General features: G+C 40.8%; 14 protein-coding genes and 2 tRNA genes. 7 read left to right on the forward strand and 9 right to left on the reverse strand.

All coding sequences use genetic code 11. From position 1 onward, the window contains the following. The first annotated feature begins 12 nt into the window (after positions 1-12). From P8629_RS04600 to P8629_RS04610, 3 genes are all read left to right on the forward strand, one after another. A complete protein-coding gene (locus tag P8629_RS04600) occupies positions 13-411 on the forward strand; it encodes an HIRAN domain-containing protein (RefSeq protein WP_278164904.1) in 399 nt (132 codons plus the stop codon). Between the two features lie 75 nt (positions 412-486). Further along, the gene (locus P8629_RS04605) at positions 487-1,368 is read left to right on the forward strand and encodes a 3'-5' exonuclease (RefSeq protein ID WP_278164906.1); all 882 of its coding nucleotides are present in this window, start codon (positions 487-489) and stop codon (positions 1,366-1,368) included. 115 nt (positions 1,369-1,483) lie between these two features. Beyond that, positions 1,484-1,945: a universal stress protein gene (locus P8629_RS04610; RefSeq protein ID WP_278164908.1), complete on the forward strand. Its 462-nt coding sequence runs from the start codon at positions 1,484-1,486 to the stop codon at positions 1,943-1,945. Here the strand turns inward: P8629_RS04610 and ggt are convergent. Further along, complete coding sequence (gene ggt / locus P8629_RS04615; protein ID WP_278164910.1) at positions 1,942-3,672, reverse strand: gamma-glutamyltransferase; 1,731 nt, start codon at positions 3,670-3,672, stop codon at positions 1,942-1,944. The genes P8629_RS04610 and ggt overlap by 4 nt on opposite strands. A gap of 220 nt (positions 3,673-3,892) precedes the next feature. Continuing rightward, a complete protein-coding gene (locus P8629_RS04620) occupies positions 3,893-4,174 on the reverse strand; it encodes a peptidylprolyl isomerase (RefSeq protein ID WP_336618918.1) in 282 nt (93 codons plus the stop codon). 84 nt (positions 4,175-4,258) lie between these two features. On the opposite strand from P8629_RS04620, the gene P8629_RS04625 reads away from it, so the two are divergent. The 4 genes from P8629_RS04625 (at position 4,259) to P8629_RS04640 (ending at position 8,608) form a co-directional block, all read left to right on the forward strand. Beyond that, positions 4,259-5,317, forward strand: coding sequence for a hydroxymethylglutaryl-CoA reductase (locus tag P8629_RS04625; RefSeq protein WP_278164912.1), 1,059 nt, complete (start codon positions 4,259-4,261; stop codon positions 5,315-5,317). Positions 5,318-5,323: 6 nt separating this feature from the next. Further along, complete coding sequence (fni, locus tag P8629_RS04630) at positions 5,324-6,355, forward strand: type 2 isopentenyl-diphosphate Delta-isomerase (protein WP_278164914.1); 1,032 nt, start codon at positions 5,324-5,326, stop codon at positions 6,353-6,355. A gap of 20 nt (positions 6,356-6,375) precedes the next feature. Continuing rightward, positions 6,376-7,551, forward strand: coding sequence for a hydroxymethylglutaryl-CoA synthase (locus P8629_RS04635; protein ID WP_278164915.1), 1,176 nt, complete (start codon positions 6,376-6,378; stop codon positions 7,549-7,551). Between the two features lie 103 nt (positions 7,552-7,654). After that, positions 7,655-8,608 (forward strand): AEC family transporter, encoded by a 954-nt coding sequence (locus tag P8629_RS04640; protein ID WP_278164917.1) that lies wholly within the window; start codon positions 7,655-7,657, stop codon positions 8,606-8,608. A 32-nt stretch (positions 8,609-8,640) separates the two neighbouring features. Here the strand turns inward: P8629_RS04640 and P8629_RS04645 are convergent. From P8629_RS04645 to P8629_RS04675, 7 genes are all read right to left on the reverse strand, one after another. Beyond that, positions 8,641-8,731: transfer RNA gene (locus P8629_RS04645), tRNA-Ser, on the reverse strand. A 198-nt stretch (positions 8,732-8,929) separates the two neighbouring features. Beyond that, entirely contained in the window at positions 8,930-9,382 is a 453-nt protein-coding gene (locus tag P8629_RS04650) for a hypothetical protein (RefSeq protein ID WP_278164919.1), read from the reverse strand. A 1,095-nt stretch (positions 9,383-10,477) separates the two neighbouring features. Then, positions 10,478-13,075, reverse strand: coding sequence for a hypothetical protein (locus tag P8629_RS04655; protein WP_278164921.1), 2,598 nt, complete (start codon positions 13,073-13,075; stop codon positions 10,478-10,480). Between the two features lie 91 nt (positions 13,076-13,166). Next, a complete protein-coding gene (locus tag P8629_RS04660; protein ID WP_278164923.1) occupies positions 13,167-14,297 on the reverse strand; it encodes a tyrosine-type recombinase/integrase in 1,131 nt (376 codons plus the stop codon). Positions 14,298-14,456: 159 nt separating this feature from the next. After that, positions 14,457-14,547: transfer RNA gene (locus tag P8629_RS04665), tRNA-Ser, on the reverse strand. Positions 14,548-14,611: 64 nt separating this feature from the next. Beyond that, positions 14,612-15,187 (reverse strand): outer membrane beta-barrel protein, encoded by a 576-nt coding sequence (locus tag P8629_RS04670; RefSeq protein ID WP_278164925.1) that lies wholly within the window; start codon positions 15,185-15,187, stop codon positions 14,612-14,614. Positions 15,188-15,254: 67 nt separating this feature from the next. Then, positions 15,255-16,568: a hypothetical protein gene (locus tag P8629_RS04675; protein WP_278164926.1), complete on the reverse strand. Its 1,314-nt coding sequence runs from the start codon at positions 16,566-16,568 to the stop codon at positions 15,255-15,257. Between the last annotated feature and the right edge of the window lie 5 nt (positions 16,569-16,573).

Raw genomic sequence — 16,573 nt, forward strand, 5'->3', positions numbered from 1 at the left:
AAGGGGGCATGAATGCCAAAGATAAAAGCGTTTTTTTCCTTCTTCACTCAACCGCGTCAACAAGACCAAGTCTTATTGATTAAGGGAAGTTATTATTATGATGCCGACCGTATCGATGCGACTGGCCAACTCTCTATTAACATGCCGTTACAATTATGCCCAGAACCGGATAATGAATACGATGCCAATGCCATTCAGGTTTGGGTAACCGTTCCGATTGATCAAACTCACTTATTGGGATATCTCCCAAGATCTGAAGCTAAACGAATAAACCAGTTACTCAAGCATCAATATATTACCGCTTGCCAACTTGAAACTTGCTACCGCCAGTATCAGCGCTTATATCTTTATGTCCGCATCACCACTCGACTCACTTTTTGGCAAAGACTCCAAATGCATTGGCATTCATAAAGATAAAGATTTTTTGAATTCCCTTAACGCTTCTGCAAGAATAACCTTTCTCATTACCCAAGAGTTAAACGACCTATGACCCCGCAAAACGATTTAGAATCCTTCGCTCAACAGCTTGATCAATCAGACGACTATCAAGTTTTACGGCGCTTCAAACCCATCCCCGGTTATCGAGTACCAGAAGGTCAACCTTTGCACAAGGTGTGTATTATTGATACCGAAACCACTGGGCTGGATACCCGCGCTTGTGAAATCATTGAGCTGGGGTATCAGATCGTTGAATTTGACTCGCAAGGCAACTTTTATCAGATATTAACGGCGAAAAACTTTTTGAATGAACCTGAGGGAGAGATTTCGGCCGAAGTCACTCAAGTAACCGGGCTGACGCTGGACGATGTTAAGGGTCACCAAATCCCCTGGGCAGAAGTGGAAGCCGACATGGCTGACGTGCAACTGTGTGTCGCCCATAATGCAGCATTCGACCGGCCGGTCGTTGAACGTTATAGCGAGTGTTTTGTGGATAAAGTGTGGGGCTGTTCAGTTGCTCAGATTGATTGGTTTCATTTAGCGAAGATCGGTTCTCGCAGTCAGGAATTTCTTTGCTGGAAAATTGGTCAATTCTTTTATGACGCTCACCGAGCATTGGATGATGTGCAGGCTTTAACCCATCTACTCACTTTCCCGATTTCAGACGCTGCGTTACCGGCTTTTCACTTTTTACTTTCATCCGTACGCCAGCAAAAGGTATTGATTAAAGCCACCGGTGCGCCTTTTGATTTAAAAGATGACTTAAAGCAACGCGGTTATCGTTGGCAACCGGCTGAGCGTGTCTGGCAGAAAGTTTTTGAAGCCAGTCAGCAACAAGAAGAAATTGCTTGGTTAATTGAAAATAACACACCGAACCCAGAGATGATTAAACTTAAAGCAACGGATACCTTTTCCGTCAGAGCGCAATAATCATGAAAAAAACGCCAGGCCTGGCGATATTGCTGAGTTGAGTTGCTTAAAATTGTCCGGTCGCATACAGTAACCTGTAACGGATTTTCTTTTTCACTGTCTTTTGGAGATGAACATGCATCATTATCAAACGGTTTTAGTCGCGGTCGATTTTTCTCAACACAGCGAAAAAGCCATTGCCAGAGCCAAACAACTGGCTGCAATGTATGAGGCTGAACTTCATTTATTACATGTCATTGAAGAGCCTATGTACCCGGTTTTCGACGACGTCACTTTAACCACATCACCGGGCGCTTGGTTTCCAGAGGTGTTAGATGCCCTTCAAAAAGCATCCACACAAAAACTGCATCATTTAGCTGAAACTAACCAAATTCCAACAGCTGATTGTCACCTTTTGACGGGGTTTCCTAAAATGCAGATTATTGATTACGCCAATCAGATTCAGGCTGATTTAATTGTGATGGGACGACACGGAATGTCTTTTTTAGATAAACTCATCGGCTCGACCACGGACAGCGTTTTACACCAAGCGCAATGCGATGTCATGGCGGTGACTCTCGACTCGAAGAAATCTTAATCTAGAACCATAAACACCTTCGAAACCCCTCGACCTCTGATGTCAGAAGCGGCTTGCAAGCGTCCCTGCTGGCGAATAACTAATTGCACATCCCCTAGATAGTTGTTTCGCTTTAACTGATACCCCATTAAACGCAACGCTTGCTTGGTTTCTGTACTCAAATCAGGGTGATACATAATCACGTCTTTCGGTAAAAGTTGATGGTGCACACGCGGCGCATCAACCGCCATTTGTGGCGAAAGATGACGATCAATGACGTTAACAATCGTTTGAAACACCGAGGTAATAATCGAGGAGCCACCGGGAGTACCGACCACCATTTCAACTTGTCCGTCTTTTACTAAAATCGTCGGAGACATAGAAGACAGCATACGTTTTTCCGGTGCAATTTCATTCGCCTTGCCACCGACAACACCAAACACATTTGCCACGCCTGGCTTGGTACTGAAGTCATCCATCTCATCGTTCATTAAAAAGCCAGCTTTTGAAATCACCACCCCACTGCCAAATGGCATATTCAACGTATACGTATTTGAAACGGCATTCCCTTGTGCGTCAATTACCGAAAAATGCGTCGTATCAGTTGATTCCGCCAACCCGGGTTTTATTTGTTCGGTCTCGGAAATCTCATCCATTAACACGCCAGCCGCTCTTTTTCGAAGATAGCGATTGGAAATAAGTTTTTTTGTCGGAACCGTAATAAAATCTGGGTCGCCTAGATATTGAGCTCGATCTGCGTACACCCGCTTCGATAATTCGGCATAAAAATGGGCACGAGTCGCCTGCGGCGGAATGCCCGCTTTGTCCATGGATAACAACGCATCTTGATATTGATTTTCCAATATTTCTTTCATTTTCAATAACTGAACAATGGCAACCCCGCCTGAACTCGGTGGCGGTGCTGAAATGACTTGATGCCCTTTCCAATCTGCTTGAATGGGTTGACGCCATTTGGTTTGATAGTGCGCCAAATCGTCCAATGTAATCAGTCCATCCTGCGACTGCATTTGCTCGACAATCAACTGAGCGGTCTGCCCAAAATAAAAATCATACGGCCCTTTTTGTGCGATTCGTTTTAAGGTCGTAGCCAACTCAGGTTGTTTAAAAAGCACGCCCGATTTCAGTCCGCCGAAATAATGCTTAAAATTTAAAGGCACTTTCGATTTATTCGCTATCCAGTTTTGATACCAATGTGCAACCTCTTCCAAGGCTTTAGGCACCACAAACCCCTTTTCAGCCAGAACGATTGCCGGTTGGAGCAAAGCCCCCCAGGGCAATTTTCCAAATCGTTGATGGGCGACCCACATTCCCATTACCGTCCCTGGGACGCCAGAAGCTTGATAACCAATCAATGACTTATAGGGAACCACGTCTTTTTTTGCATTTAAATACATATCCCGATATGCCGCTTTGGGCGCTTTTTCTCGGTAATCTAGAAAATAAGCCTGCTTTTTTTGTGATGTATCCGTATTGGCATAAAGTGTCATAAAGCCGCCACCGCCTAAGTTACCGGCTTCTGGATAAGTCACTGCTAATACAAATGCCGCGGCAACTGAAGCATCCACCGCATTACCACCTGATAATAAAATTTTACGTGCAACTTCCGCACTGTACGAGTCCGGCATAGCAACAGCTGCTTGGGCGTTTGAGTTTGGTTGGACAGCGAAAGAAGAAGATACAAAGAAAAAAGAAATCAGTAACACAAAGCAATGAAGGGCTATTCGCATAAGCTTTCCTATGGCAGTTCAATTCGATCAAATCTATAAGTAATGTTCCTCATTATATCGAGAATACTTTCAGAGTAAAAAAATCATTCAATCGTAAGCACGTGCAATTACCTGTAGGTTATATAAATATTTGTCCGATTTAATAAAACAAAAAAGCCCGTAAAACCAACCAGGCCTGGCTAATTTTACGGGCTTCTTTTCAGCAGGATAGATGAACAAATTATTCTGTTCTATCTGTTACCTCCACGAGGTGATAACCAAACTGCGTTTTAATAGGTCCTTGTAAAGACCCGACATCGGCAGAAAAACAAACTTTATCAAATTCTGGCACCATCATGCCTGGACCAAATTGACCTAAATCTCCACCACTTCGGCTGGAAGGACAAGATGAGTTTGCTTTTGCGACATCGGCAAAATCCACGCCCTCTTCAATTTGTTTTTTAAGGTCTAATGCTTTTTCTTCTGTCTCTACTAAAATATGTCTTGCAGTTGCTAACGCCATTTCTTTTCCTTGTAACTTTCTTATGACTTCCGAGTCATAACTTTTCAATCAATCTAACACTAAGTTGTCATATAATACCCGAATATGAAAAACGAATCACTTAGAAACTTTGCGCATATTCCTATGCAGTCTGTCGGCCCTTTCAAACTGATTGGAGAGGTGGAAACAGATGACTTGATGGTTCCGATGGCGACATATGAAACGCCGCTTTGGCCTTCTGTAGCGCGTGGTGCACGTGTCACACACCATGCTGGTGGCATTCGTGTCACCGTCATTGATGAGCGCATGACGCGCTCAGTCTTATTGGAAGCCCCGAATGCCAGCATTGCACTACAGCGCTTTCAAGCGTTGAAAGCAGACCCAGTAGCTTTGCAAGCGGTCGTTTCTCAATCAAGTCAATATGCTAAATTATTAGATTTAAACGCTCAAATTGTCGGAAATTTAATTTACCTAAGGCTCGAATTCAGTACCGGCGATGCGTCTGGTCACAATATGGTAACGAATGCGGCCGATAAATTAATTCCTTGGATTTTGGAAACTTATCCTGATTTAAGTTATGTTTCAATTTCGGCAAATTACTGTACCGATAAAAAAGTCTCTGCCGTGAACGGCATTTTAGGGCGCGGCAAAAATGTGGTTTGCGAAACAACCGTTCCAAGAAAACTGTGCCAACGTTTTTTAAAAACCACACCAGAAGCAATTGTCGACCTCCATATCAAAAAAGACTTAATTGGCAGCATTGTTTCCGGTGGGCTCAGAACAGCCAATGCCCATGTCGCAAATATGTTGCTCGGGTTTTATTTGGCGACAGGACAAGATGCAGCTAACATTGTCGAAGGCTCTCAAGCCATTAACCATGTCGAAGTCACGCCTGATGGCGATTTATACTTCTCAACGACCTTACCTAACTTGATTGTCGGCACGGTGGGCAACGGAAAAGGACTCGACTTCGTACTCGAAAATTTAGAGCAACTCGGGTGTGCAGATAAAACCGCAAGGCCTGGAAAAAACGCTCGACGACTGGCTTGTATTGCAGGTGCAACCGCCCTATGTGGTGAGCTTTCTTTATTGGCCGCACAAACCAGTCCGGGAGAGCTTATGTCCGCCCATTTGAAGCTTGAACGCCAGAACGATCCTTCTTAAACTTATATGTCTGATTCACCCATTACACAACGTAAGCAAGACCACATAGACTGGTTATTGCAAGACGAGAAAATAGAACGTCGACAATCTGGCTTCGATCAAATCCAATTGACTCATCGCGGATTACCAGAGTGCGATTATGCGCAAATAGATTCAAGTGCTGCTTTTTTAGACTATACGCTTAACTTCCCGTTACTGATTTCCTCAATGACGGGTGGCGCATCTAATAACTTAAACACCATCAACGAAAACCTGGCCAGAGCAGCAGAGCATTGCCAGGTGGCGATGGCGGTTGGTTCTCAGCGAACCATGATTCTTGATAATAAAGCAGAACAAAGTTTCCAGCTACGACAATTTGCTCCCACAGTACCGTTGATTGCCAACATGGGCGCGATTCAACTGAACTATGGATTTGGTTATGATGAAGCCCAAAAAATGGTTGAGACACTTGAAGCAGACGCACTGTACTTGCACCTTAACCCCCTGCAGGAAGTGATTCAACCGGAAGGTGACACCAACTTTGCCAAGCTGGCTGAAAAAATCGCACACTTGAAACAACAACTTTCAGTCCCCATTATCTTAAAAGAAGTCGGCTGCGGGTTATCCAGTAAAGACATTCAATTAGGCTTGGATGCCGGGATTGACTGGTTTGACCTGGCAGGCCGAGGTGGAACTTCCTGGAGCCGAATTGAAGCACACCGGGCGGATAATACCCAACAGGCTGATTTGGGTAAAACCTTTCAAGATTGGGGGTTAACAACGCCTCAAGCACTGAAACAAGTCCGCCCTTTTCAATCTCATGCACAATTTATTGCCAGTGGGGGGATTCGCAATGGCATCGACATGGTTAAATCGGTTATAATGGGCGCCCAAATTTGTGGGGTCGCTGCACCGCTGTTAAAGCCCGCCATGACTTCAACAAATGTTACGATTGAAACCATAGAACAATTACAGCAAGAATTCCGTACTGCGCAATTCTTGCTGGGGATGCCAAAATTGGCAGATTTATTTTTAAACGATTCACTTATAGTGCCGTAACGGAAGACCCTATTTAACTCATGAAAGTTGGTATTGACTTAATTCACTTTGCGACCTCAGATTACTTTTTGGGGTTGGATACGTTTGCCGAAGAAAAAGGGGCCGATTTAAACAAATACCTTATCGGCATCGGGCAAGAACAAATGTCAATTGCCCCACCTGATGAAGACATCGTGACGCTTTCAGCCAAAGCGGCGGCGCCCATTTTAGCTAAAATTGATAAGCAAAAAATCACAGCGGTCTTATTCGCAACCGAATCAGGCGTCGACCAATCCAAATCTGCGGGCGCATTCCTACACGGTTTACTGAATTTATCAAAGCGTTGCCGTGTTGTCGAATTCAAACATGCCTGTTATGCCGGCACAGCGGCTCTGCAAATGGCAAACACCATGGTTAAAGCAAACCCTAAGGAAAAGATTCTTGTCATTGCAGCTGACATTGCCAAATACGATGTTGACTCCTCCGGAGAAGCGACTCAAGGGTGTGGTGCTGTTGCAATGCTGGTTAAAGAAAACCCGCGTATTTTAAATATTGAACCGGGATCCGGGTATTACACCGATGATGTCATGGATTTTTGGCGCCCCAACTACCGAACTACGGCTTTAGTGGATGGTAAATACTCAACCAAAGTCTATTTAAATAGTCTCAAGCAGGCCTGGGAACATTTCGTTGAAGAAACAGGTCGTCACTTCGAGGATATCGATGCATTCTGTTATCACATTCCGTTTTCTCGAATGACAGAAAAAGCGCATAAAACTTTAGTTAAAAAAGTGAAAGCCGATATTTCTGATGAAACATTTAAAGAACAAACCTTAGCTGGGCAAACCTATAACCGAGTTGTTGGGAACAGTTATAGTGCTTCACTCTTTATTGGGTTCTGCTCATTTCTAGATAACGCCACACAAGACTTAAGCAACAAGCGCTTTGGGTTCTTTAGCTATGGATCAGGCTGCGTCGCAGAATTTTTCAGCGGCATTATTCAACCGGGGTATAAACAACACCTCATGACTGAAAGCCACCAAAAACAAATTCAAAGCCGTCAAGCACTGAGTTATAAAGAATATCTGACTTTTTATCATCAATCTGATGCCGATGCCGACAACATCACCTTCCCAACATACAACAAAGGTCAGTTCAGATTAAAAGCCATCCGTGACCATATACGCTTATATGAGTCGGATGCACAGTTTAGTTAATCTGCAAAATTGCTTTCCATAGACAAGCATCATTTTTTCTAACAGACAGCTCGCACCTTGCTACAATTCATTTAAAGAACCTTATAATTTCAAAAGGCTTTAAATGTCATCTCTCAGTGCCATTCCTTCCATTTTAATCTTAATCGCGCTTATTTCACTCGTTGTGTTGGTACGAAAAATTGGGATAGTGAAGCAAGAGAACGGTGCTCTTTTTGCCCAGATCGTAACGCATCTAACTTTACCCGCAACTATTTTCTATGCCCTCTCTCACGCCCAAGACCTACAATGGGACTATGCCTTAGTCGTATTATTTATCTTAGGAACTGAGGTTATCTTATTAGCGTTTGCTTGGTGGATTGGACGCCAATTAAAGCTTCCTAAACCGAAACTAGGAAGTCTAATGCTGGTATCCGCTTTTGGTAGTTCTGCCCTACTAGGCTATGCCATTGTTGAACAAGTTTTTCCGACAGACTTGAATGCTATCTCAGAAGCCGTATTTATTTCAGAACTGGGGGTTGGTGTTGGCTTATTCACGGTTGGTACACTCGTGGCGATTTATTTTGGGGGGCATCAAACACAGTCAAAGATAACCGCCTTACAAAGTTTACTGACGTTCACTAAATCGCCTATTTTTATTTCTATTGTACTGGGCATCCTGTATGGACAATTACAGCTTCCTTTAGACGGTATTTTCTTTACAGAGATATTCAATGCAGTCCACCTGATCGCGCAAGCCAACACTTTCTTCGTCGTATTGACTATCGGTGTCATGCTTGAATTCAGTGGCTTCAAACATATTCTGGTGCTAGCCGTCGTGGCGATTATATTAAAACTCATTATCAGCCCCATTCTAGTATGGCTGCCTACGCTTGCTCTTCCTTTGCAACAATGGCAAATGGAAGTCATTCTGCTTGAATCCGCCATGCCATCCGCTATGCTCAGTGTCGTTTTAGCAAAAAGGTATGGCTGTGACGCCCATTTAGCATCAAGATTGGTCTACATTACGACCCTAGCCAGTGCTATGACGATTCTATTTATGTTAGGAATATTAAGATAAAAGAGTTTAGATAAGACAGAAATACAAAATAATGGCGGATAGCGAGGGATTCGAACCCTCGATAGGCTATTAACCTATACACGCTTTCCAGGCGTGCTCCTTCAACCGCTCAGACAGCTATCCGAAGGTTTATTGAAGCTGACCAATGAATTTCAAGAACATAATTCTATGCTCTGTGTATGAGTAGATTATAGCACTCTACTCATAGTTCTACTCATCGTTGTCAAAAAAACACTTCGCTAACAAAACTAACTTTCTGACGATATTAGAATCTGTAACCACATTACTTACAGATTAACTGATAAATAAATTAAAGTATTTTTAATTCTTCTGATTTTCTTCTTGCAGTTTTTCCCATTGCTCTTTTGTAAAAAACATTCCTTTTAAATAATCGTATTGAAACTGATTAACTTTTCCTGCAACAGTTTTAAAACAATTAGGTTTTTCGGAAGAATCAATCATAGCGGTAAGCAAAGGATTACCCATATACTTTTCTAAAGTTTGCTCTTTATTCAAACACATTATTTTATTGGCATCCCTCTCCCAAACGAGCTTAGTACCACTCTTAATGTCTCCAATCAATTTACCATTGTCGTAAATATTCGCCCCTCTTAACCCACCAACCATTGAAGACTCTCTGTATAAAACAACAATAGCCTTTCCATCTGGAATCTTGGCATTTACATCTGCTACCCGAACATTCTGCGTAGCACTACAACCATAAAGCGCTGAAATTGACAACAAAGCAAAACACATAATAATAATTTTTTTCATTTCTAATCCATATTTTATTTTAATTTAAAGCCAAACAATCCACTTCTGGCAAAAAACAAGACTCAAAAGGTTGTTCAAGCAACTCTTAAAAATTATCCATATTTAAAGAGTACTAAAAAAGTCTTATTTTGTACACAAAGCAACTTCTTATTACACGACAAAGAATAGGGTGTTAATGTATCTTTTCATGTATGTTATATTTTTCATAAACTTCACTCTAGAGAGTGAGTTAAGTTTACTTTTGCGAGCTATCCGACAACCGAAGGGCGTCAGTTCGATTCACCAAAACTTAATTGAATTGGAGTGTATGTTCATGTATGTTATTTTTCAGAAATTTCACAAATCAAATGTAGGTAAAGTTAACTTTCAAAACTGTTGCAAACTCTCATAAAATATAAAAATAATTACCTGAAATGAAACAATCTCATCTAGATAAAAAAGCAACCTAGACTCAAACCATACGGGGGGTATTGCCTAGTTCAAAAAAGTACTGAAAGTTAAACTAGGCTTAAACAAAATTAGAACATTTCACACATGAGCTTGAGTGTATGTTTATGTATGTTTGGTGATTTATATGTTTTTGAACCTTTTCAACTTGCTATGAAAACTAGGAGTACTCCCTCTAGATTGCCATACAAGCTTGTCATAGCAAACTAGGCCTCCCTCTCTCATTCATTCTTTGGTGGTCATCTCGACCATGTGCCGTTAGCTATAAACGAAAGCATGAACGTAGTGCGAAGCACGAAGTGAATGAATGAGAGCAATGAGCTATAAGGCTAAGTGTGAGAGATGATGAGCTTCGCAGAAGCGAAAACTTCTTGATGTAGAGCTATCATCATTGAGAGTTAAAAAATAAACACAAAGCTCTTTGTTTTGACGTTCTCAGCCTCTGACGAGGCTTCATCAGCTCTTACCCTTAGTCTTTTGTTTGTGAATGAATGAGGAGGTTTCGCTACGCTACACCTCTCACCCATTCAACACAACGACACGGGAAAGTTCTGACCACTGAATAGGAAATGTTGGAGATTAAGAAAGAAAATCATTTCATTTTTCCATATATATAGAAATACTAAATAACTATGAAATGAAATTAACCTAGTTCAATATAAAATATTTAGATTTGCCATCTTTAGATTTGTAACTGAATCCATGAAGCTTTAGTTGCACATGGATATATTCATTCCGAAGAATGCGGGTCATAGTTGAAGCACTAAAGCTAAGCTCACTAATAAGATCACTTAATAAATAGGTCTGATGGCTTTTTGCTTTTTCAACTAGTATAGCAATAGCTTCATCAGCCTTCTCATCCTGCTTAGACCTTTTTTTCTTGAGCTGAATACCTAGAGGCTTCCAATCCTTAATGGATGCTTGAGGGAACTGTGATTCTACTAGTTCCAATACTTTTTCGCTTTTTTCATCGTCCTTATAAAAGATATAGAATTCCGAAGGCTTACAGTCCGAATTATTGGAAGCTATTACTCTAGCTTGAGATCGCATTAATCCTTGAACCATATCATCAGCTAGTTGTGATATTGCAAATTTCTCAATTAATTCATCATCTAGGTGCCGACTAGTTAGAAGAATAGAATCTAAAGCGGAATTGATTGTTGATACATACTCTATAGGGTTTAAATAATACCAGCCCACTAACATAACCTTATTGCAATGAGACCAATTATTTCTTCCTACATGGTTTCCCCAATGAGTAAATTCAATGCGCTGATCAGTACATTCCTTCTTCAAGGCTGGAACAAATCCTTTATGACCAATAATCAGCATTCTGTCATCTTTATCCGTCAATTCACTTATTGCAAAGGATATATATTGTTTTGCAGTTTCTACCTTTTCTTCATTGGTTTTATTTTTAAAAAGTGCTGATGCTGACTGATTAAAGTCTTTAGCTTTATGAATAACTAGATTCTCGTATTTTCGGATTTGCGGAGCATCCACGAACCCAACATGACCTAAAAATCGATTTGCTAACTGATAGTACTCATTGAACTGAGAAGTTGCATCAAGTACAACACTAAGCCCCAGTTGGTTGACCATATTTGTAGTTGCTAGGATTGCTTTTTCATAGTTTGTCTTATAGATAAGAAAGTGATTATTCGAAAAGTATTTTAAATTCTCAATCAGCTCTTCAATCTTATTTATTGTCGCCCTCTTATAAATAGGGTTTTTGATACCTCCTAGATTCTCTATCCCCTTTATCAAGCTTTCTAATTGTTCTTTTAAGATAATTTCAGCAATAATAAATGCCATAGTTAAAGGCTCCTCATAAACTACTGTTTGCGGGTTTTCATCATCAAGCATTTGCATAAGCTTATCGACCTCGATAGTATTAGCGGTAATGCCCTTTTGTTCATCCACTTGATTTATACAATTACCTAATGAAGGATCAAGCTTATCGCAATAATAACTATCTATTTCCCTCATGTAGTCATGGAAATGATGAGCTAGTTCTGTAAATCCTACTCCTATTACATTTCTGCGTTTCCTCTGCATTTTAATACCTAGAAAATGTAGTGCCTGGCTCACAGAGCCCTTATTTTTTATACCGACAATCTTCTTTGGAAACCCTGTTCTTTTGTCTGAAAACTTTAACTTTTCATTCATCAATTCAAAGTCTGCGTCTAAATCTATTCCTAGGTGCTCTTGAATAACAATACTTTTATCATCTGAAATAATTAACTCATCTTTATACTTCAAGAACTCTTTAAATTTACGGATAGTATCCATAGCCTCATGAGAACTAATAAAGCTAGCTAGTTCATCAGAACACCTAAGTGCCTCATCTAAATTATCGAGTAACTGATCAAGTTCTTTATAACTGATTTTATACTGCTCATAGAATGTAAGCTTTTCATCAATAGCAATAAAATCTCTACTCTTACCTTGATATTGTCGAAAGCTATCAATTTCATCAAAACCATTCATTCTTCTAAACATATTATGAGTGATAACAATACACATATGATCTTCTAGCTTAGAAACCTCAACTCTCATTGGTGAATTCTTATTCTTATCAGTTAAAGCGTAATAGCAACGAGCATAATTTTCGTCACCTTTAAGCCTATTGATATACTCACAATAACCAATTGCCTCCTCAACCTTTGATACAACTATCACTGAAGAATGCTCAGCAAGCATAGATACATATACTTGAAGCGAGACTGATTTACCAATACCTGTTTGAGCTGGAAAAACTAAACTACTTATTGATTGGGGTAATTTCTGATTAGGCGAAATAGAGAAGTTGAATAGCCTACACATGCTTTCAATAAGAGCAGGCATATCCTGAGAGATCAAAACTCCATTTTCTGCTAGCTCTGTTTGCACCTTCGCAGAAAAAGCCTGAGGACAAACAGGTACATCAGGCATGGTTGAGGTATTCAACAATGTCTTGTTATTAGGGTGATATAGTGACTCAGGATTATCTTTTATATCAAACCCTTTATAGAGTGCTAATTCTCCCAATGCTTGAAAGAGTAATTTAGCATCTTTCAATGACAGAGAATCCAAGTCATAGGGATCATCCGCAGGGTCTTTTACTGAAGCATTTTTAATGAGTGACAAAAGATCACAGTCATACCAAAAGTAGTCCTCTCCATATGGTTCGATACCCAGACGCTCAATGTGCTTTAATCGATAGTACTCATGCTCATCCTGAAAATCATCAAAGTCTCTATACACACAAATATCCTAGTTAACATTTCAAAGTAAACATCTTAGCTAGGATTGTTTCATTTCTCCATAAATAATAAAAAAACTTAGATTAATGAAATCATTGATACCTAGCACCCTTTAATCCATCCAAATAATCCGACCATGCCTGCATCATTTCTCTACGCTCCTCAAGCCTCTGAGACCTATCATAAGCAACTCTAACAGCATCGCCCTTAACATGACCAAGCTGAAGTTCAATCAACTCACCATCAAGCCTCAGTGCTTCTCTAGCAAGGGTAGAAAAACTAGATCTAAAACCATGAAAAACATGAATGTTTTTATCTATCCCTATAGATCTGAGAGCGAGATTGAGAGTATTCTCACTCAAGGGTCTTTTGGGTCTTGAACCATTGAATAAGAAGTCTCCATCTGATTGTTGGACTGCTAGTTGAAGAAGTTGAATCATTGAATCAGTCAACGGAATCCAATGCTCTCTTCCCATCTTGTCTTTGGGAATAATCCATAGCTTGTTTTTGAAATCTAGGTGCTCTGGTTTTGCCATACGGATAGATTCACTTCTCAGGAAAACATATGGAGCTATTTGCAGACAAAGCTTAACACTTGGCATAAGATGCTCTGTTAGTTCAATACGACAAACTAGATCAGCAAATGCTTCGTGTTCGACAATGGCTGACATATGTTTAACGGTTGGCTTCTTCGTGCAACCTTGCAAGGGTTCTGCTGGGTTGGATTCACAGTAGAGGTTTTGAACACCGTATTTGAATATCTGACTGGTGATGTTTTGAACTCTTCTCGCTAGTTCAAGATAGCCTCTGGCTTCAAGTTGTTTGAGTATGGGTAGAATGTCCTTTGGACGAATATGACTGAGAACTTGGGCACCTAGTTGAGGAAGCAAGTAATTCTCTATTCTGCGTTGAATGATCTGTTTATTTTTTTCACTTGAATAGTCTTTATAATCAAGCCATTCTAGAGCCGTTTTTTCAAAAGTTATCTCTTGATAGTCTTTTACAATTTTAAACTCATCACGAAGCTCTCTAGCTCTTTCAAGACTAGTTTCTGGGTATGGTCCGAGGGATTTCATTGTCCAGTTGCCTTCAAAGTTTTTGTAACGGTATCGCCACTTCTTTGAACCTACTGGAGAAACTTCTAAATAAAGTCCATCAGCATCAAGATGACGTTGTAGTTTTGATGATCTTTTGAATCGATTGATTTTTGAAATGGTTAGCATAATGTCTACTCATTCTGGGATAGTTTTATACTCAATTCTTACTCATTCGTATGAGTAGAATCGTCCAGAACCAACTTTTTTTAACAGACAAAAAATTCTGTTTAAAGCTAGTAAACACAGGGCTTAGAAAGATATTTGAAGTTCAGAAATTTTAATGGATGGCGGATAGCGAGGGATTCGAACCCTCGATAGGCTATTAACCTATACACGCTTTCCAGGCGTGCTCCTTCAACCGCTCAGACAGCTATCCGAAAGAAGTCAGGATTATACCGATTTTTACCGGGGGATTAAAGAAAAACTATCCTTCTTTCTGTTTAATAGTGATACTGCACAGAAAGGGTACCACTTTGCCAAGTTTGATCTGAAGAATTCATTCCATTATCTCGTTGATAACTCAAATAATCCAGATTCAGTGAATAACGCTTAGAAAGATTTACGCCGATACCGCCGCCAAACACCAAACCACCTTGATAATCTCGCTTTTCAGTGGTGGGTGATGATAGGCGATAATCCATATAACTGTATCCGGTAGAAAGACTCAAATCTAATGCTTGAACCGGAGACCACTTAAACTTTAGTAACCCAGTGACTCGATAATCATAGCTAATCTTTGTATCCATTGTCGTGATACGGTTAGATTTGAACTTTGGGGTATCCAAAGCGGTTGAAAGTCTGAATTCTAAATCTAACCATTGACGATAATGATTTCCTGCAATGACGGTCAACCCTGGAATGACATCCGATTTCAGACCCGGTATCGAAACATCATTGTGCTCATACCCTAGACCATAATAACCATGAAAATCATACCCTTCTGGATCAGAAACCATACTTGACGCCATACTGTTAGCTGAAACCATCAACAACATCCCAAACCATTGCTTATTCATTTTCATTTTTCCTCTAATTCTCTATTCGTAAAACTCTGTGTTATTTAGATCTTGCTGAATTGATGTTTTAATTGCCATAACTCTCTGGGCCAAACCAACGCATCTTACGTGAAACACAGCCTGTTTCACCATAAGACTGGGTCCAATCAACAAATGGGCTGGTCCATAATCGGGTAAACCACTGTATGAATCCACCACGGGCTTCTTTAATGCCCACAAAATCGCGACAACTGTACAGATACTCATTGCTATCGGTCGAAGAAGCCACCATGTCTAAAAACGCTTTCATGACCGTGGGATAATCCCGCGTGTAATTCAAGTCCCCTGTATAAACCAGACAGTCATCGGTGCCTCCACCAGAAAACCAGTCCATCATGCTGGAGAACATATTAAAAAAGAACCACCCGCCACTAGGGTGTGCGCAAGTTGCAGAGCGCCCGACATAAAAAGAACCATTGACTGAACTACCACTATTAGAACGTAAAGTGTCTGCCGGTGTGATCCAACTGGTAGCGGCTGCATTCCAACTGGCTAGCGGAAAAACATTTACCCCATTATTGATCTCAATGGGTTTACTGGCTTGCACTCTTTGCCAAGCATTGGAAGATTCATCAGTTGCATTGCCATTTACTTCATTTTGATAGGGTTTTCCGACCCATTGCGGTGATAAGTTCACACTGCTATATTTGGCAGACTCAACAATGAAGGGAGGAAACATCGTGAACTTCTTTTTAACGGGCGCATACCCTGTTTCACAATAAGATTTTCGTTGGTCAGACCCTATACTTCCCATCAAGCCCGCATCAGCACCTGACTCTTCTAGCAAGCAGCTTTCATAGCGCACATCACAATAGCAAGACGCTACATTACCACTCTCTTGAGCATCCGAACTCAAGCCATAGACTGCGGTGCCTTTTGGATGAAAGTTTAACGCTCCCCCTGTGTCTTCAAGTACCACTTTGATCGCACTGAACACAGGCGGTTCTTCACCCGATGCCGTTGACATTTTAGGGCTCTCGGCATTTTCTGGAAGAGCATTAAAGATATCCGGTTCTCCATTACCAGAAGATTTCATGTTTCCAAACGTTAATTTAAAACTAAAGCTACCGCCTGTTGTTAAACCGAGTTGAGAAAGATATTCTTTGACGACATCCTGTGAGGTTTTGGCAGCCCCTTGTTCGACCATCGTACGCGTAATCGCCAGTTCTGTTCGAAGCGCAATGGGGGCAAGAGACTTAGCGTAATTGGTAAAGTTACGATCCTCAATCATCTTATTACCCATTTCCATCACCAAATAAAAGGCACTGAAACTGGCGACCATCGCCATCGCCCCCATTAACGTAATGGACCCCCTTTGTTTTTCACGAACACCCAACGACATACCTG

It is taken from the genome of Hydrogenovibrio sp. 3SP14C1 (assembly GCF_029625905.1).
Lineage (GTDB): Bacteria > Pseudomonadota > Gammaproteobacteria > Thiomicrospirales > Thiomicrospiraceae > Hydrogenovibrio.